At 64.1% G+C, this 23,765-nt stretch carries 22 protein-coding genes; 10 read left to right on the forward strand and 12 right to left on the reverse strand.

Going from position 1 to position 23,765, the window contains the following annotated elements; translation table 11 throughout:
- Positions 1 to 139: 139 nt before the first annotated feature.
- A complete protein-coding gene (locus tag ACEN9F_RS06860) occupies positions 140 to 1,309 on the reverse strand; it encodes a 4-hydroxybenzoate 3-monooxygenase (RefSeq protein WP_413419138.1) in 1,170 nt (389 codons plus the stop codon).
- A gap of 117 nt (positions 1,310 to 1,426) precedes the next feature.
- On the opposite strand from ACEN9F_RS06860, the gene ACEN9F_RS06865 reads away from it, so the two are divergent.
- Positions 1,427 to 2,317: a helix-turn-helix domain-containing protein gene (locus ACEN9F_RS06865; protein ID WP_413419140.1), complete on the forward strand. Its 891-nt coding sequence runs from the start codon at positions 1,427 to 1,429 to the stop codon at positions 2,315 to 2,317.
- Here the strand turns inward: ACEN9F_RS06865 and ACEN9F_RS06870 are convergent.
- Positions 2,314 to 3,084 carry an IclR family transcriptional regulator C-terminal domain-containing protein gene (locus ACEN9F_RS06870; RefSeq protein ID WP_413419142.1) on the reverse strand — a complete coding sequence of 257 codons (771 nt, stop codon included), beginning with the start codon at positions 3,082 to 3,084 and terminating at the stop codon, positions 2,314 to 2,316. The genes ACEN9F_RS06865 and ACEN9F_RS06870 overlap by 4 nt on opposite strands.
- Before the next feature lie 127 nt (positions 3,085 to 3,211).
- Here ACEN9F_RS06870 and pcaH point away from each other — a divergent pair, with 127 nt between their 5' ends.
- From pcaH to aroQ, 7 genes are all read left to right on the forward strand, one after another.
- On the forward strand, positions 3,212 to 3,904 hold the full coding sequence (gene pcaH / locus ACEN9F_RS06875; RefSeq protein WP_413419144.1) for a protocatechuate 3,4-dioxygenase subunit beta: 693 nt from the start codon (positions 3,212 to 3,214) through the stop codon (positions 3,902 to 3,904).
- A gap of 10 nt (positions 3,905 to 3,914) precedes the next feature.
- The gene (locus ACEN9F_RS06880) at positions 3,915 to 4,439 is read left to right on the forward strand and encodes a protocatechuate 3,4-dioxygenase (protein ID WP_413419146.1); all 525 of its coding nucleotides are present in this window, start codon (positions 3,915 to 3,917) and stop codon (positions 4,437 to 4,439) included.
- 12 nt (positions 4,440 to 4,451) lie between these two features.
- Positions 4,452 to 5,831 carry a lyase family protein gene (locus ACEN9F_RS06885; RefSeq protein WP_413419148.1) on the forward strand — a complete coding sequence of 460 codons (1,380 nt, stop codon included), beginning with the start codon at positions 4,452 to 4,454 and terminating at the stop codon, positions 5,829 to 5,831.
- A 7-nt stretch (positions 5,832 to 5,838) separates the two neighbouring features.
- On the forward strand, positions 5,839 to 7,101 hold the full coding sequence (gene pcaD, locus ACEN9F_RS06890) for a 3-oxoadipate enol-lactonase (protein WP_413419150.1): 1,263 nt from the start codon (positions 5,839 to 5,841) through the stop codon (positions 7,099 to 7,101).
- Between the two features lie 107 nt (positions 7,102 to 7,208).
- Positions 7,209 to 8,816, forward strand: coding sequence for a carboxylesterase/lipase family protein (locus ACEN9F_RS06895; protein WP_413419152.1), 1,608 nt, complete (start codon positions 7,209 to 7,211; stop codon positions 8,814 to 8,816).
- A 25-nt stretch (positions 8,817 to 8,841) separates the two neighbouring features.
- Positions 8,842 to 10,164, forward strand: a complete 1,323-nt coding sequence (locus tag ACEN9F_RS06900; protein WP_413419154.1) for an MFS transporter — start codon at positions 8,842 to 8,844, stop codon at positions 10,162 to 10,164.
- Complete coding sequence (gene aroQ, locus ACEN9F_RS06905; RefSeq protein WP_413419156.1) at positions 10,161 to 10,598, forward strand: type II 3-dehydroquinate dehydratase; 438 nt, start codon at positions 10,161 to 10,163, stop codon at positions 10,596 to 10,598. The genes ACEN9F_RS06900 and aroQ overlap by 4 nt, the downstream gene beginning before the upstream one ends.
- A gap of 223 nt (positions 10,599 to 10,821) precedes the next feature.
- Here the strand turns inward: aroQ and ACEN9F_RS06910 are convergent, their stop codons facing one another.
- From ACEN9F_RS06910 to ACEN9F_RS06955, 10 genes are all read right to left on the reverse strand, one after another.
- Positions 10,822 to 11,502 (reverse strand): ATP-binding protein, encoded by a 681-nt coding sequence (locus tag ACEN9F_RS06910; RefSeq protein WP_413419158.1) that lies wholly within the window; start codon positions 11,500 to 11,502, stop codon positions 10,822 to 10,824.
- A 240-nt stretch (positions 11,503 to 11,742) separates the two neighbouring features.
- Positions 11,743 to 12,624, reverse strand: a complete 882-nt coding sequence (locus ACEN9F_RS06915; protein WP_413419160.1) for a sugar phosphate isomerase/epimerase family protein — start codon at positions 12,622 to 12,624, stop codon at positions 11,743 to 11,745.
- Positions 12,621 to 13,490 carry a VOC family protein gene (locus ACEN9F_RS06920; protein WP_413419162.1) on the reverse strand — a complete coding sequence of 290 codons (870 nt, stop codon included), beginning with the start codon at positions 13,488 to 13,490 and terminating at the stop codon, positions 12,621 to 12,623. The genes ACEN9F_RS06915 and ACEN9F_RS06920 overlap by 4 nt, the downstream gene beginning before the upstream one ends.
- Before the next feature lie 7 nt (positions 13,491 to 13,497).
- Entirely contained in the window at positions 13,498 to 14,376 is an 879-nt protein-coding gene (locus ACEN9F_RS06925) for a shikimate dehydrogenase (protein WP_413419164.1), read from the reverse strand.
- Between the two features lie 108 nt (positions 14,377 to 14,484).
- Positions 14,485 to 15,171: a TetR/AcrR family transcriptional regulator gene (locus ACEN9F_RS06930; protein WP_413419166.1), complete on the reverse strand. Its 687-nt coding sequence runs from the start codon at positions 15,169 to 15,171 to the stop codon at positions 14,485 to 14,487.
- Between the two features lie 38 nt (positions 15,172 to 15,209).
- Positions 15,210 to 16,280, reverse strand: a complete 1,071-nt coding sequence (locus tag ACEN9F_RS06935; protein ID WP_413419168.1) for an alpha/beta hydrolase — start codon at positions 16,278 to 16,280, stop codon at positions 15,210 to 15,212.
- 14 nt (positions 16,281 to 16,294) lie between these two features.
- Positions 16,295 to 19,243 (reverse strand): TonB-dependent receptor domain-containing protein, encoded by a 2,949-nt coding sequence (locus ACEN9F_RS06940; RefSeq protein ID WP_413419170.1) that lies wholly within the window; start codon positions 19,241 to 19,243, stop codon positions 16,295 to 16,297.
- Positions 19,244 to 19,410: 167 nt separating this feature from the next.
- On the reverse strand, positions 19,411 to 20,595 hold the full coding sequence (locus tag ACEN9F_RS06945; RefSeq protein WP_413419172.1) for an ABC transporter substrate-binding protein: 1,185 nt from the start codon (positions 20,593 to 20,595) through the stop codon (positions 19,411 to 19,413).
- Positions 20,596 to 20,614: 19 nt separating this feature from the next.
- Positions 20,615 to 21,568, reverse strand: a complete 954-nt coding sequence (locus ACEN9F_RS06950) for a PDR/VanB family oxidoreductase (RefSeq protein ID WP_413419174.1) — start codon at positions 21,566 to 21,568, stop codon at positions 20,615 to 20,617.
- Entirely contained in the window at positions 21,565 to 22,596 is a 1,032-nt protein-coding gene (locus ACEN9F_RS06955) for a Rieske 2Fe-2S domain-containing protein (protein ID WP_413419176.1), read from the reverse strand. The genes ACEN9F_RS06950 and ACEN9F_RS06955 overlap by 4 nt, the downstream gene beginning before the upstream one ends.
- 116 nt (positions 22,597 to 22,712) lie before the next feature.
- Between ACEN9F_RS06955 and ACEN9F_RS06960 the strand changes: the two genes are divergently transcribed.
- Both ACEN9F_RS06960 and ACEN9F_RS06965 read left to right on the forward strand, forming a co-directional pair.
- The gene (locus ACEN9F_RS06960; RefSeq protein WP_413419178.1) at positions 22,713 to 23,195 is read left to right on the forward strand and encodes a MarR family winged helix-turn-helix transcriptional regulator; all 483 of its coding nucleotides are present in this window, start codon (positions 22,713 to 22,715) and stop codon (positions 23,193 to 23,195) included.
- A gap of 94 nt (positions 23,196 to 23,289) precedes the next feature.
- A complete protein-coding gene (locus tag ACEN9F_RS06965; RefSeq protein ID WP_413419180.1) occupies positions 23,290 to 23,742 on the forward strand; it encodes a cache domain-containing protein in 453 nt (150 codons plus the stop codon).
- Positions 23,743 to 23,765 lie beyond the last annotated feature (23 nt).

A 23,765-nucleotide genomic window follows, 5' to 3' on the forward strand; every position in this document is an offset into this window, starting at 1 on the left:
CTGTTCTTCTAAGTGTTGATGGTCAACGACGACCTGATGAACAACACTATAGCCCCGCTATGTGCGCTAGCTTATAGGAGCACCTACAAGCCTTATGTAGGCTGCGAACATAGGCCCATGTGGGCCCAGTCCTACGCCGTCAGAACGCGCCGACGTAGTTTTCCGCCAATGCCGTGGCCATCGCCCGCGAACCGACGATGTTTTCCAGCTCGGCGCGCTGCATTTCACGCTCGAACGGCGAGGCGTCGGCGAAGGTATGCAGCAGGCGCGTCATGGTCCACGAGAAGTACTCGGCGCGCCAGACGCGCTTGAGCGCATCCTCGCTGTAGCTGCTCAGTTGCGCATCGCTGCCGTGATGGTAGAACTGCTCCAGCCCGCGCGCCAGCAGCGCCACGTCCGATACCGCCAGATTCATGCCCTTGGCGCCGGTCGGCGGCACGATGTGCGCCGCGTCGCCCGCCAGGAACAGGCGGCCCGATTGCATCGGCGTCGACACGAAGCTGCGCATGCCGATGATATTTTTCTGGAAGATCTTGCCTTCCTTGAGCTTCCAGCCATCGTGGTTCTCCAGGCGGCCATGCAGCTCAGCCCAGATGCGGTCGTCGGACCAGTTGTCCACGTGGTCGGTCGGATCGCACTGGAAGTACAGCCGCTGCACCGTCGGCGAGCGTGTGCTGACCAGCGCGAAGCCGCGCTCGTGCTGCGCGTAGATCAGCTCATCGGACGAAGGCGCCGATTCCACCAGGATGCCGAACCAGCCGAACGGATAGATGCGCTGGAAGTTCTTGCGCAGTTCCTGCTCCGGCATGGCCGGACGCGACACGCCGTGATAGCCGTCCGCGCCGACCACGAAGTCCGCCTCGATGGCGCGGGCCTCTCCGCCATGGATGAATGTCACCGACGGCTTCTGCGTCTCGACGCCATGCAGCGCGACGTTCGACACTTCAAACAGAATCTGTCCCTGCGCCGCCAACCGCGCCGCCACCAGGTCCTTGATCACCTCATGCTGCGGATAGACGGTGATGGCCTTGCCGGTCAGTTCGGACAGGTCGATGCGGTGGCGCTTGCCGCCGAAGGCCAGTTCTATGCCGTGGTGCAGCGCGCCCTGGGCACGCATGCGGTCGCCGACGCCGGCGTTGGTCAGGATGTCCATCGTGCCCTGCTCCAGCACACCGGCGCGGATGGTGGCCTCGATCTCGTCGCGGGAGCGCGACTCGAGGACGATCGATTCGATGCCCTGCAGGTGCAGCAGGTGGGATAACAGCAAACCGGCCGGGCCGGCGCCGATGATGGCTACTTGGGTACGCATGGCGTGTCTCCGATATGGTTTAGGTATGACCGCATCGTAGCGCCGCCGCGCCATAAAAAAAATGGATGAAACTTCCTAAAACTTGTACTATTTCGACACACCACAAGAATCCCAGCCATGTCCTCCCTGCCAAAACCGCTGTCCAAAGAGATCCCCAAGTTCGCCCTGTACGGCGAGCAGACAAGGGCTGACAATGCCGAATTCGTCCATATTGAATTGATAGAAACCCGCAGCCGCCTGCATGATTGGCATATCGACAGGCATACGCACCCCGGCCTGTTTCAGGTACTTTTTCTCTTCGGCGGAGAGGTGCGGGCCGGCGTCAACGAGGCGCTGTGGGAGTGCAAGGGGCCGGTGGTCATCACCATCAATCCGTCGGTGGCGCACGGCTTCGACTTCTCGCCGGAGGCGCAGGGCTACGTGCTGACGGTGGACCAGAACGTGGTGTTTTCAGCGGCGGAGAACCAGGGCGACCTGTATTCATCGCTGTTCATGGAGCCGCTGGCGATCGACCTGGCCGCCGAGCCGGAGATGCGCGAGCGGCTGGAATCGCTGCTCAAGCAGTTGCTGACGGAAGCGGCCTGGCCGCAGTACGGCCATACGCTGATGCTGGAATGGCTGGCGCGCAGCGCCCTGCTGCTGCTGGTGCGCCTGCACGCCGAGCGGCGTTTCGCCGACCAGTCGGGCCGCAGCGACTTTGAGCTGTTCAGCCGCTTCCGCGCCGAGGTGGAGCAGCGCTACAAGGAACAGTGGCAGGTCAGCCAGTATGCCGAGGCGCTGCGCGTGACGCCGACGCGCCTGAATCGCCTGTGCCTCAAGCTGTCCGGCAAATCCGCCTTCGACACCACGCAGGACCGGCTGATGCTGGAAGCCTGCCGCAAGCTGACCTACGTCCCGGCCAGCATCGCCAGCATCGCCTATGAGCTGGGCTTCCAGGACCCTGCCTACTTCAGCCGCCTGTTCAAGAAACGCATCGGCGTCACGCCGAAGGAATTCCGCCGGACCTAGAGCAGCGCGGCCAGCTCGACCTGGATCTTGATCAGCGCGGGCAGGCAGCGTTCCACCATCTGGTCGAGCGGCATGCGCGCCGCGTGCACGCTGATGTTCATCGCCGCCACCACGTCGCCGCGGAAGTTCTTCAGCGGGACCGCCATTGTGCGCAGTCCCAGCTCCAGCTCCTGGTCCACCAGCGCATAGCCCTGCGCGCGGGCGCGCGCGATCTCCACCGCCAGCCGCTCCTTGTTGACGATGGTGTGCTCGGTGATCTGCTCCGTCTGCGCGCGCGCGAGGAAGGCGTCCAGCTGATCCTGCGGCAAGCCGGCCAGCAGCATGCGGCCGTTGGCGGTACACCACGCCGGCACGCGCGTGCCAGGCTGCAGGGTCGCGGACACCAGCTGTCCGGCGCTGACCGCCGCCACGCACACCAGCTGGTCGTGATCGAGCACGCCGGCCGACGCGGCCTCCCCCACCGAATACGCAAGGCGGTACAACAGCGGCTGCACCACGCGCGGCAGCCGTGCCGAATGCAGATAGGACTGGCCCAGCCGCAGCACCATCGGCGTCAGCGAGAACAGCTTGTTCTCATGCCGCATATAGCCCAGGTGCGTGAGCGTGATCAGGTAGCGCCGCGCCGCCGCCCGCGTCAGGCCGGTGTGCTCGGCCACCTCGGCGATGGTCAAACGGCTGCGTTCCTGGTCGAAGGCTTCGATCACTTGCAGGCCCTTTTCCAGCCCAGCGACCAGGTCGCGCTTGGCAAATATCTCGTTCTCGCTCATAAAAATCCAGTTTTGTGCGCTATTCGCACAATTTGTGCGCATAGCGAATATAGCATGCACTTCCCGTCTTGTGGCCCGCAGGCCGAATTCGTACCATCATCGACACGTACACATAAGGAGACTTGCTGTGAAATTCGATGCCATCGCACCCGGCGTATATCCGGAACTGGTTTATCCTCCCTACAAATCCACCGCCAAACGCGGCCCGACCCAGCCGCTGCTGCGCATCGACGCGCGCGCGCCGGCCGAGCAGAATGTCGCGCCCTCGCCGCGCATCCTGCTGCCGAACGATACCGACCTGACCGTACACGGCGAATCCGAACCGCTGGGCGAGAAAATCGTCGTCACCGGCCGCGTGGTGGACGAAGACGGCAAGCCTGTCCGCAATTCGCTGCTGGAGATCTGGCAGTGCAACGCCGCCGGCCGCTATCGCCACAAGAAGGACCAGCACAACGCGCCGCTGGACCCGAACTTCAACGGCTGGGGCAAGATGATGACCGACGACGACGGCCGCTACCGTTTCGTCACCATCAAGCCGGGCCCTTACCCCTGGGGCAATCACGACAAGGCATGGCGCCCGGCGCACATCCACTTCTCCCTGTTCGGCAACGTGTACGCGCAACGCCTGGTCACGCAGATGTACTTCCCGGGCGATCCGCTGTTCGACTTCGACCCGATCTTCCAATCGATTCCCGACCTGGACGCGCGCCAGCGCCTGATCTCGCGCTTCAGCCTGGAGCAGACGGTCAGCGACCAGATGCTGGGCTATGAATTCGACATCGTACTGCGCGGCCGCGACGCCACGCCTTTCGGCATCTAAGGAGAACGGCATGACCGACATCACGCATGAAATCACCACTTCGCAAACCATCGGCCCGTTCTCGCACGAAGCGTGGAAATGGGCGACGGAACTGAACACCGCCGCCACCGGCAACGCCGCCGCCGTCACCATCGGCGGCATCATCTACGACGGCGCCGGCATCCCGATCAACGACGCCCAGATCGAATCCTGGCAGCCAGCCGCCGCGGACGCCGAATCGGCGCAGGCCATGCCCGGCTTCCGCCGAGTGCCCAGTGGCGAGAACGGTGAATTCAGCCTGCGCCTGACGGCCAGCCCGCAGCAGGCCGGCCAGCCGTTCGCCTACATCACGGTATTCGCGCGCGGCCTGGTCAAGCACCAGTTCACCGCCGTCTTCCTTGAAGACGACGCGGCCTTGGAAAAATCGGCGATACTGGAGCAAGTGCCGGCCGCCCGCCGCGCCACGCTGATCGCCAAAAAGACCGCCGCCGGCCAGTACAACTGGGACATCTGGATGCAGGGCGAGAAGGAAACCGCATTCTTCGACTACGTTTAAACTGGAGCTTTAGTGAGCGTCTCTATCTTCGATAGCTTCCTGACCACCACCGACATGATCGCCGTGTTCGACGACGCGGCCATCGTGCAGGGCATGTTCCGCTTCGAGGAAGCGCTGTCGCAGGCGCAGGCCGACGAAGGCATGCTGGAACCCTCGTCCGCGCGCGCCATCGCCGGCGTGTGCAATGCGCAGCTGTACGACATCCCCGCCATCATCAGCGCCGGGCGCCGCGCCGGCAGCCTGGCGATCCCGCTGGTGAAGGAATTGACCAAGACCGTGGCCTTGTACGACGTGGAAGCGGCCGGCAAGGTCCACTGGGGCAGCACCAGCCAGGACGTGATCGACACCGCGATGGTGCTGGCCACGCGCGACGCCTTGCAACTGCTGGACGACGGCCTGCACGACCTGACCGGCCGCCTGCAGCACCTGGCCGAACAGCACCTGGCCACGCCGGTGCTGGCGCGCACGCTGATGCAGCCGGCGCAGGTGACCAGCTTCGGCTTCAAGCTGACCGGCTGGCTGGCGCCGCTGGTGCGCTCGCGCGCACGCCTGCGTGAATGCGCGGCCCGCGCGCTGCAACTGCAACTGGGCGGCGCCGTCGGCACGCTGGCGGTGATGGGAGAAAAAGGCCCGGCCGTCGCCGAGCGCGTCGCCAACGCCCTGAACCTGAAACTGGCCGATGCGGCCTGGCATACCCAGCGCGACGAGTGGGTGCGTCTCGGCCTGGAAGTGGCGGTGTTGTCCGGCAACCTGGGCAAGCTGGCCACCGATCTAAGCCTGATGGCGCAAGGCGAAATCGCCGAACTGGCCGAACCATCCGGCAATGGCCGCGGCGGCTCATCGGCGATGCCGCACAAGCGCAATCCGGTGTCCGCGATGATCGCGCTGGCCGCGGCAGGCCGCACGCCGCAGCATGCGGCGGCACTGCTGGCCAATATGAACCAGCAGCACGAGCGCGGCCTGGGCAACTGGCAGGCCGAACTCGCCGAGTGGCCCAACCTGTTCCTCAGCGCGCACGGCGCCTTGCAGGCCTTGAACGACGCCTTCGCCGGCCTGAGTATCGACAGCGCGCGCATGCTGCGCAATATCGATGCGCTGCAAGGGCTGGTGTTCGCGGAAGCGGCATCGGCCTACCTGGCCGAAACCATCGGAAAATCCGCCGCGCACGCGCTGCTGGAAAAAATGACAGGAGAGGCCCTCGCCTCGCAGCGCCACCTGGCCGACGTACTGGCCGATGCCGTGCAGGCCGACGACAAGCTGCGCACCAAGGTCGATGCGGCACACCTGAAATCCCTGTTCGATTCCGTCGCCGCCACCGCACCGGCCCAGCGCCTGGCGCAGCGTCAATTGCAAAGCCTGCGCGGCGATATCGCCTCGCTCAACCATAAGTGACAATACCATGAGTTTCGATCCTATCGACCACGACTTCGAGCGTGGCCTGAACAACCGCCGCAGCGTCCTTGGCGATGCCTGGGTCGAGCGTTCGCTGAACAATGCCAACAACTTCAACGCCGACTTCCAGAACCTGATCACGCGCTTTGCGTGGAACGAGATCTGGGGCCGCCCCGGCCTGGAATGGCAGACGCGCCGCGCCATCGTCCTCTCCATCACCATCGCGCTGGGCCGCTGGGAAGAATTCGACCTGCACGTGCGCGCCGCGCTGCTGGGCGACGAAGCCAACCGCCTGACGCCGGACGAACTGAAGGAAGTGCTGATCCAGTCCGCCATCTACGCCGGCGTACCGGCCGCGAATACGGCGTTCACGCACGCCCAGGCGATCCTGCGCGAGGTAGGTCCGCAGATCGGCTACGAACTGGAATCGATGGCGCCGGCCGCCACCAGCCATCCCGGCATCGGCCGCGAAGGCCGCGGCAACGGCCGACCCGCCCTGCACTACTCGGTGCGCGAGCCGCGCAGCGGCAAGGCGCCGCGCCATACGGTGGTGCTGAGCCACGCCATCGGCTGCGACCTGACGATGTGGGACAGCCTGGCCAACCAGCTGTCGGCCGAGTGCCGCGTGATCGCCTACGACCATCGCGGCCACGGCAGCTCGGAAGCGCCGGCCGGCGCTTACAGCATGGCCGACCTGGCCGACGACGCGGCGGCGCTGCTGCGCGAACTCGATACCGGCCCGGTGGTATGGGTCGGCTTGTCGATGGGCGGCATGGTGGGCCAGGAATTGGCCTTGCGCCATCCATCGCTGGTGCGCGCACTGGTGCTGGCCAATACCACCTCCGGCTATCCCGAAGCGGCGCGCGAAGCCTGGCGGCAGCGCATCGCCACCGTACAGGCGCAGGGTATCGAAGCCATCGCGGACGCGGTGATGGGCCGCTACTTCCACGATGAATTCCGCAGCACGCAGGCGGCCCGCGTGGCGCGCTTCCGCCGCCGTGTAGTCAGTACCGATGCGGTGGGCTACGCCGGCTGCTGCAACGCCGTCGGCACCGTCGATACCACGGCGCGCCTGGGCGGGATCAAGGCGCCGACCCTGGTCATCGCTGGGGAATTAGACCAGGGCACGCCGCTGGCGATGTCGCAAGCACTGCAACAGGGCATCCCGGACGCTTCGCTGACCGTGCTGTCCGATGCCTCGCACCTGAGCGCGATCGAGCAGCCGGCGGCCTTTGCCGCCGCTGTCGAAGGATTCATCGCCAACCTGTAATCTAAAAAGCGCGTCCCGCACGCGCTTTTTTGTGGAGTTAACCAACTAGTTAGTGTATTCTCTTCTCAAGCTCCAGCATAGGAGCCCATCCCACCGAGGAGACATGCATGAACAAGTATCTGGCAATCATCGGCCTGGCTGCGGCAACCGCCGCCCAGGCGCAGACCCCGATCACGCTCGACAGCGGCAAGATCGACGGCAAAGTACTGCCTTCCGGCGTGCGCGCCTGGTTCGGCGTGCCCTTCGCCGCCCCGCCGGTGCGCGAACTGCGCTGGCGCGCACCGCAGCCGGCGGTTCCGTGGAGCGGCGTGTACCACGCCGACCGCAAGGCCCCGGAATGCATCCAGCTGTTGCGCCGCAAGGACATCAACCACTACTTCGGCGAGGAAGCCACCAGCGAGGATTGCCTGTACCTGAACGTCTGGGCGCCGTCCAAGGTTACGCCGTCGGCCAAACTGCCGGTGATCGTCTTCATCTACGGAGGCGGCTTTACGGTCGGCTCCAGCGGCATGGCGCTGTACGGCGGCGAGAACGTCGCCGCGCGCGGCGGCGCCATCTTCGTCAACATGAACTACCGGCTCGGCATCCTCGGCTACATGGCGCACCCGGAACTGACGGCCGAATCGCCGCAGCACGCATCCGGCAACTACGGCTTCATGGACCAGATCGCGGCGCTGCAATGGGTGCAAAGGAATATCGCCCGCTTCGGCGGCGATCCGTCGCGTGTCACGATCTCCGGCCAGTCCGCCGGCGCCGCCTCGGTCGGCACCCTGCTCGCCAGCCCGCTGGCCAAGGGACTGTTCCAGCGCGCGGTGCTGATGAGTGGCGCTGGCGTCAGCAATAACGCGCCATCGCTGGCGGAATCGGAAAAAACCGGCCTGGAAGTGCAAAAAGCCTTGGCCGTCGCCTCGCTCGACGAGATGCGCCAGCTGCCGGCCGACAAAGTTTTCGCCGTGCAGCGCGATTTCCAGTTCGGCGAATCCGGTTCGGTCTCGGTCAAGCCGAATATCGACGGCCACGTGCTGCCGGATACGATCCCGAACATCTACGCCGCCGGTAGGCAGAACGACGTGCCGACCATGGCCGGCTTCACCGCCGACGACATCAGTTTCAGCCCGCTGCGCGGCGTCGCCACGCTGGACAAGTTCCACGCCACCGCCGCCAATATGTACGGAGACCGCGTGCAGCAGTTCCACGATCTGTACCCGGCCGCCACCGACGCCGACGCTGCCCGCATGAGCCGCCTGTATAGCCGCCAGACGATGATCGAGAAAGGCACGCGGACACTGGCTATCGCGCATCAGGCCAGCGGCAAGACGCCGTTCTATATGTATCTGTTCTCGCACGTGCAGCCGTTCAATCCGGCCGTGACGCTGAAGGACAATCCGCAGGGCGCCTACCACACCTCCGACGTGCCTTACTGGTTCCAGACCCAGGACGCGCTCAATATGTTCCGCCCTACCCGCAGCTGGCAGCCGGCCGACCGCGCCCTGTCGGCGCGCATGATGGACAGCCTGCTGGCCTTCGCCCGCAGCGGCAATCCCGCCACACCCGCAACGCCATGGCCGCGGTGGCGTGCGGACAGTGCACAATACCTGGAATTCGGCGACACCGTGACCGTGCAATCAGAAGATGCGGCACAGATGAACTTCCAGAACCAGCCCGTCAACATCGCGCCTGGCGGCTCGCCGCTGCCGCGCATGACGCGCGACTAAACTTAGAAAAACCGGAGACCGCAGCATGAACCAGACGACAGCGACCTACGCGGGCAACACCGCGGTTCGCGCCCGCACACGCACCCGCTTCACGATGCTCGCCCTGCTCGCTGTAGGCACCATCATCAATTACATGGACCGCACGGTGCTTGGCATCGCCGCGCCGCTGATGACGCAAGACCTGCAGATCAACGCCGCCCTCATGGGACTGGTGTTCTCGGCGTTCTCGTGGACCTACGCGCTGGCGCAGATACCGGGCGGGATCTTCCTCGACCGTTTCGGCAGCAAGCTGACTTACTTTCTGGCGTTGACCTTCTGGTCGATCTTCACCGGCTTGCAGGGCGCCGCCGTCGGACTGAAATCGCTGCTGCTGGTGCGCTTTGGCCTCGGCATCAGCGAGGCGCCCTGCTTCCCCGTCAACAGCCGTGTGGTGGCCACCTGGTTCCCGCAGCATGAGCGCGCGCGCGCCACCGGCATCTACACCGTCGGCGAATATCTGGGACTGGCGTGCTTCGCCCCCAGCCTGTTCTGGCTGATGCATAACTTCGGCTGGCGCGCGCTGTTCGTCGTGGTGGGCATGGTCGGCGTCGTGTTCGCATTGGTGTGGTGGCGGGTCTACCGCGAACCGCGCGACTCCAGGACCGTCAATCAAGCGGAACTCGACTACATCGCCGCCGGCGGCGGACTGGAAGACGCGAAGAGCGACAAGACCAAGTTCGCCTGGGGCGATGTGGTCAAGCTGCTGCGCATCCGCCAGGTGTGGGGCGCCAGCCTGGGCCAGTTCGCAGGCAATACTACGCTGGTGTTCTTCCTGACGTGGTTCCCGACCTATCTCGCCACCGAGCGGCAAATGGGCTGGCTCAAGGTCGGCTTCTTCTCGGTGCTGCCCTTCCTTGCCGCCGCCGTCGGCGTGATGTTCGGCGGCTGGGTATCGGACTGGCTGCTCAAGCGCACCGGCTCGGCCAACGTCGCCCGCAAGCTGCCCATCATCTGCGGCCTGGTCGGCGCCGCCAGCATCATCGGCGCCAACTACGTCGACAGCGACGCCGCCGTCATTGCGATCCTGTCGTTTGCCTTCTTCGGCCAGGGCATGGTCGGCCTGGGCTGGACGCTGATCTCCGACGTCGCGCCCAAGCATCTGATGGGCCTCACCGGAGGCATCTTCAACACCTGCTCCAACCTGGCCGGCATCGTCACGCCGCTGGTCATCGGCTTCATCATCAGCGCCACCGGCTCGTTCTTCTACGCGCTGGTGTACGTGTGCGCGGCCGCCGTCGCCGGCTTGCTGGCCTATGTGTTCGTCGTCGGCGATGTGCGCCGCGTCGAGATCGACCAGGACCGTCAATGAAAATTCTGATGCTAAACGGGATCAACCTCAATATGTTCGGCAAGCGCGATCCCGCGCAGTACGGCACCACCACGCTGGCGGAAATCGATCAGCGCCTGCAGGCGCTGGGTAAAGAGCTCGGTGCGGAGGTGACCTGCTTCCAGACCAACCACGAAGGCGAGATGTGCGAACGCATCCACCAGGCCCACGGCGAGGACTTCGACGCGGTCATGATCAACGCCGGCGCCTGGACGCATTACAGCTACGGCATCCGCGACGCGCTGGCGATCCTGAAGGCGCCGATCATCGAGCTGCACATGTCGAACGTGCACGCGCGCGAGCCGTTCCGTCACGTCTCGGTATTCGCGGACGTGGTCAAGGGGCAGATTTGCGGATTCGGTGTCGACAGCTACCTGCTGGCGTTGCGCGCGGCGGTATCCACGACCAGCCGATAACGCCGCGTGGCGCCCAACTCGGGCGTGAGAATTCGCGTACTTTCCACATGAGCAAGATGTTATCCTAGCCAACATCAGCAGTTCAGTGCCGTTGTGGGTCACACGCCGATAGCCCGGTGACACCTTGGGGCATCCATGGCAGTTCGGTGTGTTGGTTTGCGTTTGATTCTGACCCATGATTTGCATCGAATTCTGACCCGCTCTTCAAATGATATCTTGGGGGCTATAAGGGGATTAAGTTATGCCTGACCTCCTTTCCTGTCTGCTGGGTTGAACTATTTTTGAATCGATAGCTGTCGTTGCCCGTCTCGATGATGTGGCAATGATGGGTGAGGCGGTCAAGCAGCGCCGTCGTCATTTTGGCGTCGCCAAACACAGACCCCCATTCCGAAAATCCCAAGTTGGTCGTGATGACTAAGCTCGTTTTTTCGTAGAGCTTACTTATCAGGTGGAAAAGCAGAGCGCCGCCATTCTGGCTGAACGGAAGGTAGCCGAGCTCGTCCAGGATCACCAGGTCTGTATAAAGCAACCTCATTGTTCGTTTGCTGGCAGGATTGACCCGGTCAGATTGACCCGCCCTCCATACCCTCGCGAACGCCGCGACCCTATCGTAAGACCCCTCGAACCCCAGTTCCTTTAGGTCCTCATGAATCTGTTTTAGCGTGCGCCGTTGCTTGCGTGTCCGCGCTGCTTCAGTCTTGAGTAGCGCGGAAAGCTGAAACGCGTATTTGTCGATGGCGCGGGTGGAACGCCGTTCGGCGTAGGCCGGCTCTATGGTTTCTGAGCGCAGATAGCGTCGGACGGTGTTTCTGGAGATGCCCAAACGCCTGGCGATCTCTCTCAATGGGACCTGGTCACGAATGTGCCAGCGTCGAATAATGCCTAGTAGTGCCACGTCGATCACTCCAATTCCCCACTCAATGTCGTGAGTAGGATTGTGTCTTATACGTGGGTCAGTTCGGTTTGCAAATTATGCGGTGAAATGGGTCAGATTTCGCTGCAAATCAACAATAGTACGATATATCGGTCTCCACGTTACCCTTCTGATTTGATTGACTAGTCAGGAGCACATCAATCCAAGGCTGTAAGTATGACCGCGAAGGTCCGAGAAGGGACAAGCAGACTTTGCTTATATGCGCGCTGATCAGAGCGCGGCGCCGGCGCGGCCTTCGCGGATTTGCAGGCTGCGGCGCAGCACCTGGTCGGTCACCCACTTGGCCGAGCGGCGCGCGCGCTGGGCCACCAGTTCCGGTGCCATTTGCAGATAGTCGTCGTTGAAGACTTCGAAGCTGTAGTCGCCGCGATAGCCGGCGCGGTCCAGCCGGCGTACCAGATCGGACAATTCCGCAGAATGCTCTCCCTCTCCCGGAAACACGCGCAAGTGGCGCGCGGTCTCCAGGCGCTCTTCCGACGAGCGGATCTCGCGCCACATGAAGTCCGACAATTGCACCATCGCGATTTTGCTCCATGGGATAAGGTCCACCGTATCGTATGCGGCGCCGTTGGCCAGCATGTGGAAGGAGTCGATCACCACGCCCAGGTTTGCGTGATCGGCGCGTTCCACCGCATCCCACGCCACCTCGTACTCGCTGACGTTACGCCCCCAGGACAGCGCCTCGAAGCCCACCCGCACCCCCAGCGGCACGGCCAGCGTGGCCAGCTTGGCGAGGTCGCGCGCGATCTTGTCCAGGTCCCCGCTGGCGTGCTTGGAGGTCGACGAGCACACCATCAACAGCGGCGAGCCGACCGCCTGGCAGATCTGCAGCATGCTCTTGGCGATGTCGATCTTGTAGTCGTGCAGCGTGCCGCTCAGGCCCTCGAAGTCACGCATCACCTGGATGCCGGTGACCCGGATGCCACTCTCGCGCACCAGCTTGACCGCCGCATCCAAACCGCCCGGATAATTGACCAGATCCTTGGCCCACAACATCAGCTGCGAAAAGCCGGCGCTGCGCGACGCTTCCAGCTTCATCTCCAGCGTGCCGGCCAGCGTGATCGTGTCCATGCCGAAGTTACTCAGGTTCATACGGCCTCCCTGTGCACCAGCTCAAAGCTGACACTGCCCTTGAACAGCTGGGTCAACGCGCCCTTCTCGCACGGCTGCACCGGCGCGCTGTCGACAAAGGTGACGCCGCGCGCCTGCAGGGAGCGCACCGCGCCCAGCACATCGCGCGTGCCGAAGCCGACGCGGATCAGTTCCTCGTCCCAGTGTGCATCGTCGCTGCCCGTCGGCGGCTCGATCAGTTGCAGGTAGAACTGCTTGCACGGACTTTCCAGCAGCGTGCCGGTCGGCAGGACGCCCTGCACCACGCCTTGCGGCACCACGCGGAAGTTCATCAGGTGCTGGTAAAAGTCGATCCATTCGGCGGTACGGTCGCGGCGTATCGCCTGCACCACGCCGAAGAAGCCCAGGTCTTCAACCACCGGCTTGGGTAGCGGCTGGTCGCTGATCTTGAAGTCCACATCGTAGATCGAGAAGTCCTGGTAGCGGTCGACGAAGTACAGTACCGAATCGCCGGCGCCGTGCACGCCGGGGATGTTCAGCTCCATCGCGCCGGCGCGGGTCGGGATCGCCCAGGCGCCGCGCTCCAGCGCGTGCTTGTAGGCGGCACCGGCGTCACGCACGCGGAAGGCGATCGCGGACAAGGTGGTCGAGCCGCGTTCGGCATCGGCCACGGCCCATGCCACCGGATCGGCGTTGACCACCACGTTCATGCCGCCCTGGCGGTACAGCACTACCTCGCGCGAACGATGGCGGCCGACCTGCACAAAGCCCATGGTCTCCAGCACAGCGCCCAATGCCAGCGGCTCCGCCGTCGCGTATTCGACAAACTCGATTCCGTCCAGGCCCAGCGGATTGCTCGGCAGTGGATTGTTTTCCTGGGTTTTCATATCGCTCCTAACTGGTCATCCGGCTGCCGGCCTGCAGCTCCTGGAAGTGCATCTGCATGCGCTCGGCGCTTGGCTTCACGCCCGTAAACAATTCAAACGCCTTCACCGCCTGGAACACGGCCATGCCGCCGCCGGTCATGGTGCGGCAGCCCTTGGCCTGCGCGGCTTGCAGCAGCGCGGTTTGCAGCGGGAAGTAGACGATCTCGGAGACCCACTGGCCAGGACGCAGCAGTTCGGCCGGCAGCGGCAGACCGGGATGCTTGGCCATGCCGGTCGGCGTGGCGTGAATCAGGCCATCGGCCACGCGCATCGCTGCATCCAGTTCGCGGCAGGCGACGGCGCGGCCTTCGCCGAAGCGGGCGCTCAGGGCGCTGGCCAGGATCTCGGCGCGCTCCCTGTCGGCGTCGACGATGCGCAGGGTCCTGGTGCCCATCATCAGCGCCGCATGTGCTGTGGCGGCGCCGGCGCCGCCGGCACCCAGCTGCACCACTTCGCCCATGGTCACATCCGGCAGGCTGGCCTTGAAGCTTTCGGCGAAGCCCCACCAGTCGGTGTTATGGCCGATGCGCTTGCCGTTCTTGAAGACGACAGTGTTCACGGCGCCGATGGCGCGGGCGTCGTCGCACAGGCTGTCGAGCAACGGGATGATGTGCTGCTTGGCGGGATAGGTCACATTCAGGCCGGAGAAGCCCATGCGTTCGGCCGCGTCCAGCAATTCCGGCAACTGCTCGACCGTCATGCCCAGACGGTCCAGGTCCAGCAGCTGATACAGGCAGTTCATGCCATTGGCGGCGGCTTCCCGTTCGTGCATGGCCGGGGTCAGCGAGCGGCCGATGCCGGCGCCGATCAGGCCCAGCAAAATACGGCGTGGTGCGGTAAGGGACATAGTGTGATTCCGATCAGGTCTTGGTGCATTGAAATCGATACTACACTAACCAGTTAGTTAATGGCAAGCGAAAAACAGCCGTTTTCCGGGCTGTTGCGATCCTGCCGCTCAGGGCGCGCGCACGTAGCGCAGGATCATGTCCACCACCGCCTCGCGGCGCCTGGCGTGGACGTCGGCAGCCTTGAGGTCGCGGCCGAAAATGAAACTGAAGGTATGCTGGTTCGAGACGTTATAGAACGACAGCGCGCTGATCGACATATGCAGGTCGACCGGGTCCAGGTCGGAACGGAACACTCCCTCCGCCACGCCGCGCGCGCACAAGCTCTCCAGCAGGCCGATGGCCGGCTTGTTGATGGCCCGCAGCGCCGGGATCTTGCGTATATGCTCGCCGTTGTGGATATTCTCGGTCATCACCATGCGGATGAACTCCGGGTGCTGGGCGTGGTAGTCGAAGGTCGAACCGACCAGCGCGCGCAGCGCCGGCACCGGCGGCAGCTCATCCAGGTGGAAGCCGTGCTCGATCTGGCGGAAGCGCGTATAGCTCTCCTCCAGCGCGGCCACGTACAGTCCTTCCTTGTTGCCGAAATAGTAGTAGATCATGCCCTTGTTGGCGCCCGTCTCCGCCGCTATCTCGTCGATGCGCGCGCCGCTCAGGCCCAGGCGCGAAAACTCCTGGATCGCGACGTTAAGGATACGGGTGCGCGTGCCGTCTTCGTCGGCCGGCGCCGGAGCCGCCTTCTTGCGCGGCTTGGCCGGCGCCTTGACTGCTGGTGTGGTTTTCGTTTTTGCTTTCATGGCATTATTCTAACCGAACCCCACCAGCGCGCCACTGCTCATCGACCGAGATGCCTGTCATAGAACCTTGCGGTGATTTCGTACAGGTCGCGCGCCTCCGGATAATCCGGATTGGTCATGAAGCCGTGACCCAGGCCATCGTAGATCAGCAGCTCCGAGGCCACGCCCGCCTTGAGCAGGCGGCGGTGCCCGTAGGCGGCCGAGCTCATGGCAAAATCGCGCGTGCCGGAGGCGAAGATCGTCGGCGGGAATTTCGCCAGTACCGCCAGGTCGTTGGCCGGGGTAACGGCCGGATCGTCGACGCTGACGTTGTCCAGGTAGGAAGGCCCCGGCGGCATCGCGATCGTGGCGCCGGTCGCCAGGCCGGCGAATACCGCCGAATCGCCCTCCATGAAGCGCGCCCCCAGGCCGGCACAGTAGACGCCGATCACGCCCGGCGCCGGCAAGCCGGCCTTCTGGAACGAGGCCACGCTTTGCGCCACCAGCGCGCCGCCGGCCGAGCATCCGACCAGGCCGATATTGGCCGGCTTGTAGTCCTTCAGCACCGCCTGATAGACCTTGGTGAAGTCCTCGGTCGCCGCCGGGAAGCGGTACTCCGGTCCCTGGCGATACAGCAGGCTGATGACCTTGAAGCGTCCCACCGCCGCCACCGGTATGCTGATCAGCAGGCCGTTGGCGCGGATGCCGGTGCGGAAGCCGCCACCGGGCGCATTGATCATGATGCGGTTGCGGTTCGCCTCCGGCACACCGCCCTTGGGCGTGACGATGGCCACTGAAATACCATCGATGGTCTTCTCCTCCACATCGACCGGGTACAGGTCGCGCATGTGCTGGACGTTGGGCGCCAGCGTCGCGTTCATGGCGCGGCGCAGCTCCGCCATGTCGGTGGTCTCGGGCGGCTTGGCGGCGCCCGGGCCTTCGGTCGGCCGGCTGCGGCGGATGATTTCCTGCGAGGCCGGGCTCAGGACGTTGGACAGCTCGATGGTCGCCTCGCGGACGTGCGCCGCACCGCTGGCGTCCACCGTGATCGACTTCGACGGCGCGGTCTGCGCCATCGCCGGCAACATCGTGCACACTGCCAGCAGCGCCACTAGCGTTGGTGAGTTCATAGTCTCTCCCATGATCAGAACTTGGTGCGCATGCCGAGATAGTAGGCGCGGCCGATGATGTCGTAGGTCGACGCCAACGTCAGGTTCTGGTTGCCCGGCACGTAGGCCGGATCGCGGTTGAACAGATTATTGATACCGGCCCGCAGCGTGACGCTCTTGGTCAACGCATAGCGCACGCCGAGGTCGAAGATGTCGTACTTGGCCACGCCGGCGGTCGGGCTGGCGGGACGGGTCACGGTGGTGACATCGTCCATCGCCGGGATATGGCGCCAGCGCAGGTTGGTGGAGAAATCTCCCAGGTCATAGCGGAAGGTGACGGTCGACTGCCATGCCGGACGAATCACCGTATCGACCGTGCCCTTGAATTCCTTGATGGCGTCGCCCGGCAGTGCCTGCGACTGGTAGCTGTTGGTGATGCTGACAGCGGTGTTGACGTTGAAGGTGCCGGCATCCTTCGACAAGCCCACCGCGGACAGCGGGAAGCGCCAGTCGAGCTGGATGTCCACGCCGGAAGTCTTCAGCAGGCCGAGGTTCAGGTACGGAGCGGAGACCTGCGTCAGCAAGCCGTTGGCGTCGCGCGAAATCAGCTGGCAGAACGGATTCGCGGCCGAGTAGCTCGGGTTGGAACCATCCAGGTTGTAGCACTTGTTGAGCGCCGACGCCGCCGGCACCGCCGAGATGGTGTCCTTGATCTTGATGATGTAGTAGTCGATCGAGCCGTTCAGATTCGCGAACAGCGGCCAAGGCAGCTGCGGCGTGAACACCAGGCCCAGCGTGCGGGTGTCGGCCACCTCCGGCTTCAGGTTCGGATTGCCGGAAGAGACGGTCGATGTAGCCACGGTCGGGAAGGTATAGGTATCGACCACGTTGGAAGGCACGCCGGTCGCCACGCACAGGGCGCGCAACTGGGCGGCGTTGGCGCCGGTACGGGCGGAGGTGCGCACGTCGCAAGGCTCGCCGCCGTTGGGCGGGCTGCCGAACTGCACCTGGTTGCCGCTGGCGGCGCTATACAGTTCGCCGATGTTGGGCGCGCGGATCGCGTGCTGCACGCCGCCGCGCACCAGCCAGTTCTTCACCGGCGTCCATTCCACTTCAACCTTGTAGGTTCCGGCGTTGACACCGGTATCGTAGTTGGAGCGGCGATATCCCGGCGTCACGCCCAGCGACTTGGCGAACGGCGCGTCGGCCAGCAATGGAATGCGCAGTTCCAGCGCCACTTCCTTCACCGAGGTCCTGCCCGACGAGCGCTGCGAGGCGATCACCGCCTCGATGTTTTGTGCGGCCAACTGCGAATCGGGCACGTAATCGTAGGTGTTCTTGCGATAGTTGGCCGAGGCGGAGAACTGCATGTCGCCCGCCGGCAGCGTGGCCAGCGTGCCTTGCAGGCTGGCCTCGGCGATGCGCTGGCTCAGGTTTTCGCGGCTCAGCGCATTGGTCGAAATGTAGTTGCGGCAGGATGCCGACAGCGACAGCGAGTTGGCATTGCCGAACGGGTTGAAGCCGCCCTCGCAAATCGAGGTGCCGCCGTTCGGCGAGTTCAGAAGCTCCTGCACGCGCGAGGTCAGCACCGCGTTGTACTGGGTCTGGTCGTGCACCGTACGGTCGGCCGAGACGTAGGCGTCCCAGCTCCAGTCGCGGAACGGCAGTTCGCCGCGCGCGCCGACGATCATCTGGTCGACCGTGTAGGCCTCGTCCCATTGCTTGTTCGGCACGCCGACAAAGCGGGTGTTCCACAGGAACGGCGCCGCCGCGTCGGGACGCGAGGCCAGGATGGTCTTCAAGTCGGCCGGGATGAATGGATTCGTCAACGGCACCAGCGTGTTGGCGCCCTGGCCGAACTGGGTCAGCGTGCCGCCGGAGTTGGTGTGCGCGACGGAGCGCGTATGCAGGAATTGCGCGTAACCGGTCAGCTCCGGCGAGAAGCGGTAGTCCAGTTTCTCAAACAGGCTTTCGCGGCGCAGGCCGTTCAGCAGATCGTTCTGGATCAGCACCGGCATGCGCACGTTGCCGCCGACGATGGCGTAGGCGCCACTGGTCGCGCCCAGGTAGTTGACCGCGCCGGTCTGGCTGAACAGCGTGCCGTTGTCGTTGAAACCGAGGTTATTGGTGCGCGGGACGGTGGCGGTCACGCCGTATTTGGAGAACACGCCATTGACGGCGGCCTGCGTCGGCAGGTTGTTGGCGGCCGGCAGATAGGTACTGGTGCCGATGTAGCTCGATGGCACGCCCAGCGCGAAGAAAGGCCGCGCGCGTCCCGGCAGGCTTTCGCGCTCGTCCATGCTGACCGAGAACAGCGAGAAGCCCTTGCCGTCGCCGAATTCGGTGCCGGCGGTCAGCGACGGGCTGACCTTGCGGGCGTCGTTCTTTTGCGAATTACCGTATTGGACATCGAACACCACACCCTTCATCTTGCGCAGCGATTTAAAGTTGATCACACCCGACATCGCGTCCGAGCCGTAGACGGCGGAAGCACCGCCGCTGATGGTCTCGATGCCGTCGATGACCGCCTGCGGCACCGTGTTGATATCGACCTGGCCGAAGGCGCTGGCCAGCGGCAGGCGGCGGCCGTCCAGCAGCACCAGGTTGCGGTTGTCGCCCAGGCCGCGCAAGTCCAGCGTGGCGCGCGCGCCGGTGCCCTGCCCGCCGGTGGCGGCGGTGCCGGACGGCGTAAATTGCGGCATCTGGTTCAGCGTCGCTTCCAGCGTGACGTTGCCGCTTTCCTGCAACACGTCCTTGGAGGTGGCCACGATCGGGCTGGGCGAGGTGTAGTTGCGGGTGGCGATACGGGAACCGGTGATGACGACCGATTCAATCTTCGGCATCGCCTGGATTTCTTCAGGTGTCGCTGGCGCGGCCGGCGCCTCCGCTACCGTTTGCGCCTGTGCGCTCAGTACCGCGGTAAAGCCAAGGACACTGCTCTTCAGGGCGAAGCCGGGCCACGCGCCTTTGCGTTTCTGTTCCATCTATTGTCTCCGTCAGTTGTAATGTTATTTTTTTGAGCCTGAACAGACATTACACTAACTAGATAGTTAACATCAAATAGATTCTTTGCCGAGTCCATAAAAAAACCGCGCTGCACAGGTGCGGCGCGATTTCATACGTCTCTATTCCGCCACAGCGGAGAGCAGGTTTACACGCCGGGATCGCGCACCTTGTCGACCTGGTCGAACTCGACATTGAAGTACGAGCCGCCGCTGGCTTCCGCCTTGCGGATGTAGACGGTCTGCACGATGTCACGGGTGTTCGCATCGATGCTGACCGGGCCGCGCACGCTGGTCCAGGCCATGCCCTTCATCGCCGCCAACAGCTTGTCGCCGTTGCTGTCGCCACCAGTCTGCTTCAGCGCCTGGTACAGCAGGTGCATGCCGTCATAGGCACCGACCGAATGGAAGTTGGGACGCATGCCCTTGTTGGCCTTGCCGAAGGCTTCCACATAGGCGCGGTTCTCCGCCGACGGATGCGCGGCCGAATAGTGGTGGCTGCTGACGACACCGGCGGCGGCCGGGCCGATACTGGCCATCAGGTCGTCGTCCAGCACGTCGCCGGTACAGATCAGGCGAATGCCGGATGCGGCCAGTCCGCGTTCTGTGAACTGCTTGAGCACCGCGGCGCCCTCGCCCGACGGCACGAACACGAACAGCGCGTCCGGCTTCAAGTCCTTCACCCGCGCCAGGAACGGCGCGTAGTCGGGATTGCGCAACGGCGCGCGCAGGCTGTCGACCACCTTGCCGCCGCCTTCGGTAAAGCCCTTGACGAAGACCTTCTCGGCATCCAGTCCCGGACCATAATCGCTGACGAAGGTGACCACGCTCTTGATCTTGTTCTTGCCGGCCCATTGCGCCATCGGCGCCGTCACCTGCGCCAGCGTGAAGCCGGTGCGCACGATGTAGGGCGAGCGCTGCGGAATCACCGAGGTGGCGGCCGCCATCACGATCATCGGCACCTTGGCCTGCGTGGCCACCGGCGCGGCGGCGAAGGCCAGCGGCGTCAGGCCGAAGCCGGCCAGCACCTGCACCTTGTCGCGCGAGACCAGTTCCTGCGCCAGCCGCTTGGTGACGTCCGGCGATACGCCGCCGTCGTCCTTGAGAATGATTTCGACCGGCCGGCCGCCGGCGACGGCACCGTTCTGCTGGATATACAGCTTGACGGCGGCCTCGATCTGGCGGCCGGTGGAGGCGAACGGGCCGGACATCGGCAGGATCAGGCCGACCTTCAGCGGTTCCGCCGCGTGGCCGACGGGGGGCAGTACGCCGGCCGACAGGGCGGCGGCGCCCAGCAGTATCTGGCGGCGCTGGTTGTTGATATTTTCTGTCATGGTGTCTCCTTCTCTCTTTTTATAAATCCAGCAGCAGCGTGGCGCTTCTGGAACGCGAACAGCAAGGTGTAAACAGGTCGTTGGCCGCCTGCTCGGATTCGGTGAGATACAGGTCGCGGTGATCGGGCACGCCCTCCAGCACCCGCGTCAGGCAGGTGCCGCACACACCCTGCTCGCAGGATGCCGGAATGAAGACGCCGGCGGCGGTAAGCACGTTCAGCACCGTGCTGCCGGCGGGGATGGTATAGCACGCGCCGCTGGAAGCCAGCTTGACCTCGAAGGGTTGATCGCCTTCGGTCGCGGTCGCGGCCGCGCCGAAGTACTCCAGGTGCAGCTGGCTCTCAGGCCAGTCCAGCGCTGCGGCCGTGGTCTGCACATAGTTAATGAAGCCCGCCGGACCGCAGAAGTAGATATGCGTGTCGCGCTCCAATTCCGCCAGCAGCGCCGGCAGGTCCAGCTTCTGCGCGCTGTCGTGATGGAAGCGCACCTGCGCCGCAAACGGCGAGTTCAGGATGCGGTCGCGGAAAGCAGTGCGCTCAGGCGCGCGGGTGCAGTAGTGCATCTCGAACCACGCGCCTTGCGCGGCCAGCGTCTCCGCCATCGCCAGGATAGGCGTCACGCCGATGCCCCCCGCCAGCAACAGGCTGCGCGGCGCATCGACCAGCGGGAAGTGATTCTTCGGCACGCTGATGGTCAACTTTGTCCCGGACTGGACCAGCTCATGCATGGCTTGCGAGCCGCCGCGCGAGGCGGGATCGCGCAGCACGCCGATCACGTAGCGGTGCCGTTCATGCGGCGGATTGCACAGCGAGTACTGGCGCACCAGCCCCGGCGCCACATGCACGTCGATGTGCGCGCCGGCGGTAAAGGCCGGCAGCGGCGCGCCGTCGACACTCACCAGTTCATAGCTGCAGATATCCTCCGCTTCGCTATCGCGCCGCTCCACACGGACTTCCAGCAGGCCGGTGCTCATGCCGTCTTCTCCTTCTCCAGCCACTGGTCCAGCAGGCGGCGCGACTGCACGCCGCCGGCGTCGATATTCAGCATCAGCAGCTTGCGCTCGGGATGGCGCAGGATGTTCGCCTGCTGCAGCTCCAGCATCTCGCGGTCCTCGCTGAAGATCTTGCCCTGCCCTTCGCGGATGGTCGCGGTGAGTTCCTTGTCCTCCGGCTTGAAGTTGCGCGCCATGCCCCAGAAGTACCAATGCGATGTCTCGCTCTCCGGCGTGATGAAATCAACCACGATGCTGGCGGCCTTGTACTGCGGCTCGGCGTCGTAGCCGCCCTTGCCCGCATGCGCCACGCCCACCTCGATCATCACATGGCTGGGCGGCGAGAAGCGGCAGATCTGCCAGCGGTCGACCGGCACGTCGTCGGCCAGGCCGTTGCCGCGCAGGGCCGCGCGCCAGAACGGCGGCGCCATGATGTTCTCCATATAGCGGCTGGTGATCACCTCCTCGCCTTCGACGCGCGTGTTGACCGGCGCCTCGTCGATTTCCTTCTGGCCGATGCTGGACGCGTGCACATAGGTCTCGTGCGTCAGGTCCATCAGGTTATCGATCATCAGGCGATACTCGCAGTTGATGTGATACAGGCCGCCGCCGTAGGCCCATTCCGGATTATCGGCCCATTCCAGGTGATGGATCAGCGCCGGATCGGCCTTCTCCTTGTCGCCGGTCCAGACCCAGATAAAGCCGTAGCGCTCTTCCACCGGATAGCTGCGGATGCACGGGAAGCCGCGCACACGCTGGCCAGGCATGCTGACGACCTTGCCGTCGCAGCCCATCTCCAGGCCGTGATAGCCGCACACCAGCTGTCCTTCGCGCACAAAGCCCAGCGACAGCGGCGCGCCGCGATGCGGACAGAAATCCTCGACCGCCGCGACCTTGCCGCCGGCGCCGCGATAGAACACGATCTTCTCGCCGCAGATCTGGCGGCCCAGCGGCTTGCTGTCGATTTCGTCGGGGGTACAGGCCACATACCAGGTATTTTTTGGGTACATCTTTGTCTCCTTGCGCTGTTTTTAGTCTAACATTCAGTACACTGAATATGAGAATATGCCACTTGTGCCGCGATGTAAACCACTTTAGATGCGGCACCGCACAACCAGGGAAGCTCATGCCGGAAACCGAAAGCAAACTGATCAATCTTTACGAACACCCGGGGCACTTGCTGCGCCGCGCCCAGCAAATCTCGGTCTCGATTTTTTACGACGAAATGGGCAACGAGCTGACGCCGGTGCAGTACGCGATGCTGCGCAACCTGGCGGCGCAACCCGGCATCGACCAGGTGTCGCTGTCGGCGATCAGCGGCATCGACACCTCGACCGGTGCGACAGTGTGCGCGCGCCTGGAGGAAAAGGGTCTGTTGGAACGCAAGGTCATTCCAACCAATCGCCGCCAGCGCGCGCTGACCATCACGGCGGCCGGCGAGAAGCTGCTGGAGGACCTGATCCCCGGTTCGCAGCGTTTGCGCAGCCGCCTGCTCGCCCCCCTCACCGGCCCGGAACAGCTGCAGTTCATGGAACTGCTGACCAAGCTGGTGCAGGAAAACAACGAGCAAAGCCGCGCACCGCTGGCGCCGCGCGATACGGTGCGATGACCGCACACTGGGCTATTAATCGCACACCTGTTGCGCTAGCATGATCCTTACCGGACGACCGGTAAGACAGTCATATTACGAGACAGGAGACACAATGAAATTTACTCATCTGACGGCCGCCGTCATGCTGGCGGCGGCGCTGCCGGCGTTTGCGCAGAACGGCAAGACCGAAGCCATCGCGCTGGTCGACAAGGCCGTGGCAAACATTCAGAAAAAAGGCATCGAGGAAGCCTGCAAGGAGTTCGCCGATCCGAAAGGCGGCTATATCCAGGGTGAGCTGTATGTGTTCGTGCACGATGCGAGCACGATGATGGTCTGCCACGGCACCAATGCAAAGCTGAACAACAAGGACATGTCGCAGCTGCGCGACGCCAACGGCAAATACTTCTCGAAAGAGATGCGCGACCTGGCGATGGGAGGCAAGACCGGCTGGGTGGACTATGTATGGGTCAATCCGGTGACCAAGGCGCTGGAACCGAAATCCTCGTATGTGCGCAAGGCGGACGACAAATACTTTGTCGGCGTCGGCATCTACACCCGCAAATAAACCGCCGGGGTCAGTTCCGGAAC

Source organism: Duganella sp. CT11-25 (assembly GCF_047302815.1).
GTDB lineage: Bacteria > Pseudomonadota > Gammaproteobacteria > Burkholderiales > Burkholderiaceae_D > Rugamonas.

Bases quoted from the DNA above. Each gene is read 5' to 3' on its own strand.
- ACEN9F_RS06860 (WP_413419138.1), bottom strand. From the start codon at position 1,309: ATGCGTACCCAAGTAGCCATCATCGGCGCCGGCCCGGCCGGTTTGCTG.
- ACEN9F_RS06865 (WP_413419140.1), top strand. From the start codon at position 1,427: ATGTCCTCCCTGCCAAAACCGCTGTCCAAAGAGATCCCCAAGTTCGCC.
- ACEN9F_RS06870 (WP_413419142.1), bottom strand. From the start codon at position 3,084: ATGAGCGAGAACGAGATATTTGCCAAGCGCGACCTGGTCGCTGGGCTG.
- ACEN9F_RS06880 (WP_413419146.1), top strand. From the start codon at position 3,915: ATGACCGACATCACGCATGAAATCACCACTTCGCAAACCATCGGCCCG.
- pcaD (WP_413419150.1), top strand. From the start codon at position 5,839: ATGAGTTTCGATCCTATCGACCACGACTTCGAGCGTGGCCTGAACAAC.
- ACEN9F_RS06895 (WP_413419152.1), top strand. From the start codon at position 7,209: ATGAACAAGTATCTGGCAATCATCGGCCTGGCTGCGGCAACCGCCGCC.
- ACEN9F_RS06900 (WP_413419154.1), top strand. From the start codon at position 8,842: ATGAACCAGACGACAGCGACCTACGCGGGCAACACCGCGGTTCGCGCC.
- aroQ (WP_413419156.1), top strand. From the start codon at position 10,161: ATGAAAATTCTGATGCTAAACGGGATCAACCTCAATATGTTCGGCAAG.
- ACEN9F_RS06915 (WP_413419160.1), bottom strand. From the start codon at position 12,624: ATGAACCTGAGTAACTTCGGCATGGACACGATCACGCTGGCCGGCACG.
- ACEN9F_RS06920 (WP_413419162.1), bottom strand. From the start codon at position 13,490: ATGAAAACCCAGGAAAACAATCCACTGCCGAGCAATCCGCTGGGCCTG.
- ACEN9F_RS06925 (WP_413419164.1), bottom strand. From the start codon at position 14,376: ATGTCCCTTACCGCACCACGCCGTATTTTGCTGGGCCTGATCGGCGCC.
- ACEN9F_RS06930 (WP_413419166.1), bottom strand. From the start codon at position 15,171: ATGAAAGCAAAAACGAAAACCACACCAGCAGTCAAGGCGCCGGCCAAG.
- ACEN9F_RS06935 (WP_413419168.1), bottom strand. From the start codon at position 16,280: ATGAACTCACCAACGCTAGTGGCGCTGCTGGCAGTGTGCACGATGTTG.
- ACEN9F_RS06940 (WP_413419170.1), bottom strand. From the start codon at position 19,243: ATGGAACAGAAACGCAAAGGCGCGTGGCCCGGCTTCGCCCTGAAGAGC.
- ACEN9F_RS06945 (WP_413419172.1), bottom strand. From the start codon at position 20,595: ATGACAGAAAATATCAACAACCAGCGCCGCCAGATACTGCTGGGCGCC.
- ACEN9F_RS06950 (WP_413419174.1), bottom strand. From the start codon at position 21,568: ATGAGCACCGGCCTGCTGGAAGTCCGTGTGGAGCGGCGCGATAGCGAA.
- ACEN9F_RS06955 (WP_413419176.1), bottom strand. From the start codon at position 22,596: ATGTACCCAAAAAATACCTGGTATGTGGCCTGTACCCCCGACGAAATC.
- ACEN9F_RS06960 (WP_413419178.1), top strand. From the start codon at position 22,713: ATGCCGGAAACCGAAAGCAAACTGATCAATCTTTACGAACACCCGGGG.
- ACEN9F_RS06965 (WP_413419180.1), top strand. From the start codon at position 23,290: ATGAAATTTACTCATCTGACGGCCGCCGTCATGCTGGCGGCGGCGCTG.